The sequence below is a fragment of the Betaproteobacteria bacterium genome (assembly GCA_016791345.1).
In the GTDB taxonomy this organism is placed as follows: domain Bacteria; phylum Pseudomonadota; class Gammaproteobacteria; order Burkholderiales; family JAEUMW01; genus JAEUMW01.
This window is the reverse complement of the sequence record JAEUMW010000007.1, coordinates 1-3,268: the sequence shown is the minus strand read 5'-3', so window position 1 is coordinate 3,268 and position 3,268 is coordinate 1. Positions and strand designations below refer to the sequence as shown.

General features: G+C 63.5%; 4 protein-coding genes. 1 reads left to right on the top strand and 3 read right to left on the bottom strand.

What is annotated here, in order from left to right; translation table 11 throughout:
• Positions 1 to 437: hypothetical protein (locus JNK68_00180; GenBank protein ID MBL8538763.1), on the bottom strand; the 437-nt coding region annotated here is incomplete at its 3' end.
• Between the two features lie 171 nt (positions 438 to 608).
• Here JNK68_00180 and JNK68_00175 point away from each other — a divergent pair.
• Complete coding sequence (locus JNK68_00175; protein MBL8538762.1) at positions 609 to 1,982, top strand: thiol oxidoreductase; 1,374 nt, start codon at positions 609 to 611, stop codon at positions 1,980 to 1,982.
• Between the two features lie 7 nt (positions 1,983 to 1,989).
• Here JNK68_00175 and JNK68_00170 read toward each other — a convergent pair whose 3' ends face one another.
• Together JNK68_00170 and JNK68_00165 are read right to left on the bottom strand one after the other, a co-directional pair.
• Entirely contained in the window at positions 1,990 to 2,802 is an 813-nt protein-coding gene (locus JNK68_00170) for a hypothetical protein (GenBank protein MBL8538761.1), read from the bottom strand.
• Between the two features lie 87 nt (positions 2,803 to 2,889).
• On the bottom strand, positions 2,890 to 3,268 hold a 379-nt coding region (locus JNK68_00165), incomplete at its 5' end, for a hypothetical protein (GenBank protein MBL8538760.1).

Genomic DNA, 3,268 nt, shown 5'->3' with positions numbered 1-3,268 from the left:
CGCCCGCTCGCGTCGAGCAGCACGGACACGTCGAACGTCTCGACGTGAACGATCGCACCTGCGCTCGCACCCGCCGACAGGCGCGCCAGCATGCCTTGGCTCCGTTCGCGTCCGAGCAGCGCCGTGTAGACCTTGCCGCCGTGTACAAACACACAGAGCACGACCAAGCCTTCCGCGCCTCCTGAAGCAATGTCGGCGTTCTGCTGCCTGTCGCCGCAGGAAGACGCAGAGCGCGGTGCGAGGCGCTGCAACGCGAAGGGATTGACGCGCTCGAGCCGTTCCGCGATCAGCTCGCGCAGGCGGTGATAGAAGTAAGTGGCGGTATTGCGGTTGACGCCGACCAGTTCCGCGGCCGTGCGCGCGGGCGTGCCCGCGACGAAGTGCTCGAGCAGTCGCTCCCGTTGTTGAACGCTCAGACGCGATCGTTCCAGGTTCATGGGTCGGGCGGGCAGATTCCATAGCGCGCGCCAGATCTATGCCAGCCGCTGGCGCCCCGCAGCCCCCGGCACGGATGTCGCGAAACCTGTCCGCGCCAGAGGGACGCGACCCTCGGGCCGATCGCACCGCTCCGAGTGCGCATCCACATTGAGAGCCAGGAGGGAGGAATCATGAGAGCCGGACTCGCAGTCCAGGTGTGTTCGTCGTCGGTGCTCGTCGGCTGTTTCCTGCTGCCCGCGCCCGGGTTCGCCCAGACCACGGCGGCGCGGGATCCGGGCGTGCGGCCCGGACCGGCTGCAGCCGGAGGACCACTGCCGTTTTTGTCCCGGACCTACGTGAGCTACTTCAACGCGGGCAGAGCCGACTTCGTCGAGGTGGAGACCGTCGAAGACGGTCTCGGGCCGACCATGAACCTCGACAGCTGCGGCGGCTGTCATTCGCAGCCCGCCATCGGGGGGACGAGCCCGGCATTGAATCCCCCGGTATCAGTGAATCCGCAAGTCGTCTTTGCCGGCAAGATGGGAAACGCGGTGCCGTCGTTCCTTTCGAGCGACGGGCCGATCCGCGAGGCGCGATTCGTGCGCAACGCGAACGGCACGCCCGACGGCGGCGTGCATTCACTATTCGTCGTTCCCGGCTGCGGACTGCGGCAGGAGGATTTCGCGACGGCCGTGGCCAATCGAAATGTCATCTTTCGCATTCCCACGCCGCTCTTCGGTGCGGGACTCATCGAGCAGATTCCGGACAGTGCGATCCTCGCGAACCTCAACGCCGACGGCACTCGCAAGAGGTCCTTCGGGATCGGCGGTCGCGCCAACAGGGTTCGCGTCGGTACCATCACAGGCGTGGCGAACACCAACGGTAACGACGGCACGATCTCCCGCTTCGGCTGGAAGGCCCAGAACCAGTCGCTGCTGCTGTTCTCGGGTGAGGCCTACAACGTCGAGATGGGCATCAGCAACGAGCTCTTTTCGTCCGAACGCAACCAGACGGCGGCGTGTCAGCGCGCTCCGATCCCGAACGACGCCACCAACCCCGACGCGGGAAGTCCCCTCGAAGCCTTTAGCGCAGTCGAGAAGTTCACGTTCTTCATGCGCTTCCTGGCGCCGCCCACGCCTTCCACCGACACGCCCGGCGGCGCGCAGTCCATCGCCAACGGCCGCACACTGTTCTCCAGCTCAGGCTGCGCGCTGTGTCACACGCCGACGCTCAACACCGGCAACGCGGCCGTCCCCGCACTGCGCAACAAGGCCGCGAACCTCTACTCCGACCTCGCCGTGCACAACATGGGACCGGGACTGGCCGACGGCGTCACACAGGGACAGGCCGGCCCGCAGGAATTTCGTACCGCGCCGCTGTGGGGGCTCGGTCAGCGCATCTTCTTCCTGCACGATGGCCGCACCAAGGATCTGCTGGAAGCGATCCAGGCACACGCCAGCGGCAGTTCGAGCAGCGCATCGGAGGCGAATTCGGTGATCGCCCGGTTCAACCAGCTTTCGAATACGCAGAAACAGGACATGCTGAACTTCCTGCGGTCGCTGTAGCTCATGATCACTTGACGAGGAGGTGATACGTAATGTCTTGGGTGGCGCCTGCCGTGCATCCCGACGCTTGCCACTTTATGGTGTGATGGCCCGGCTTCAGGGGCCATACGAACAGGTAGTACCCTTGTTCGGCACTTGGACTCAGCACAAGCTCTTGCGCCGCGTTTTCATCTAAACCGAAGATATTGCCGGGGGGCAGTTGAACGTTGAAGATGGGTGACTGACTGCCCGAGGGGCCGGTGAAGTGCTTCTCCGGGTGCGGGATCTGGAACCCATCGATCTTTACCGAGATCCTCGCCGGCTCCGTGCAGCTCCCCGCGTTGCGCACAAAGGTCTCGGTGCGCGTGTTGGCCGGGTCGTTCAGGAACGCTCCATAGATCGTGTTGATGAGCGGAAAGAACAGCGCCTTCCCAACTGGAATCTGGCAGCGACGGGTGGCTGAACCGCTGCCGGGCACGCCGGCAAGGAACCACACCGCGTCAACCTGACGCTGCGCACAGTTGGAACCATCCTGGTCAACAAGCGGATTGACGGCGGCTGGGATTCCGAGCGCCCATTGGTACCACTCTGCGGCCCAGCGACCGTAGGTCTGGCCCCACGGACTCGTCCATATCGGTGCAACAAGAGGCGGCGAGTAGAACGTGGGCGCCTGTGCGGTTTGACTCGGCAGTACTTGCGATTGCGCCTTCGAGGCAATAGCTGGTTTGCCTGCCTTGCAACCGCCTTCCCTTGCCGAGCAAGCGACACCTGCCATCACTGTTGACGTGAAGCCGGCTGTTCCCATCAGTGCAATCGACACACACAACGCTTTCGTATTCATCTGGTATCCCCCCGCGCAAGAATCTTGAGACGGGTACGCGCAACCATCCCAGTTGCCTGCGTTCCTTCGCAAGTCGATTGATGTTTGCTATTTGAAGCGGATCCACTGATCGATGAAGATCGTTGCGGGTCCGTCGAGTCCGTTGGTCAGGTTGGTGACGCCCCGCGCCGGATCGTAGCCTTTCGGCGGCGGCGTGCAGTTCGTCGGTTTGCCGCAATTGCTGTCGACTGGGCCGCGAATCGTTTTCGCGATGCAGACCTGACCTGCAACCAGCCAGGTGCCCTGCGGGGTCGGAGGTGTCGTCGACAGGAACGTCGAGTTGATCGTCGGGACGAGGGTGCCGCAGTAGACGCCTTCGATTACCGGCTTGGCGGACGAAAATGGAAGCGTCTTGAAGAGCTTGAAGACGCCATCCGAGAATTTTCCGTTTTCTCCCAGGCAGTGTGACTGCTCGATGTAGACCGAG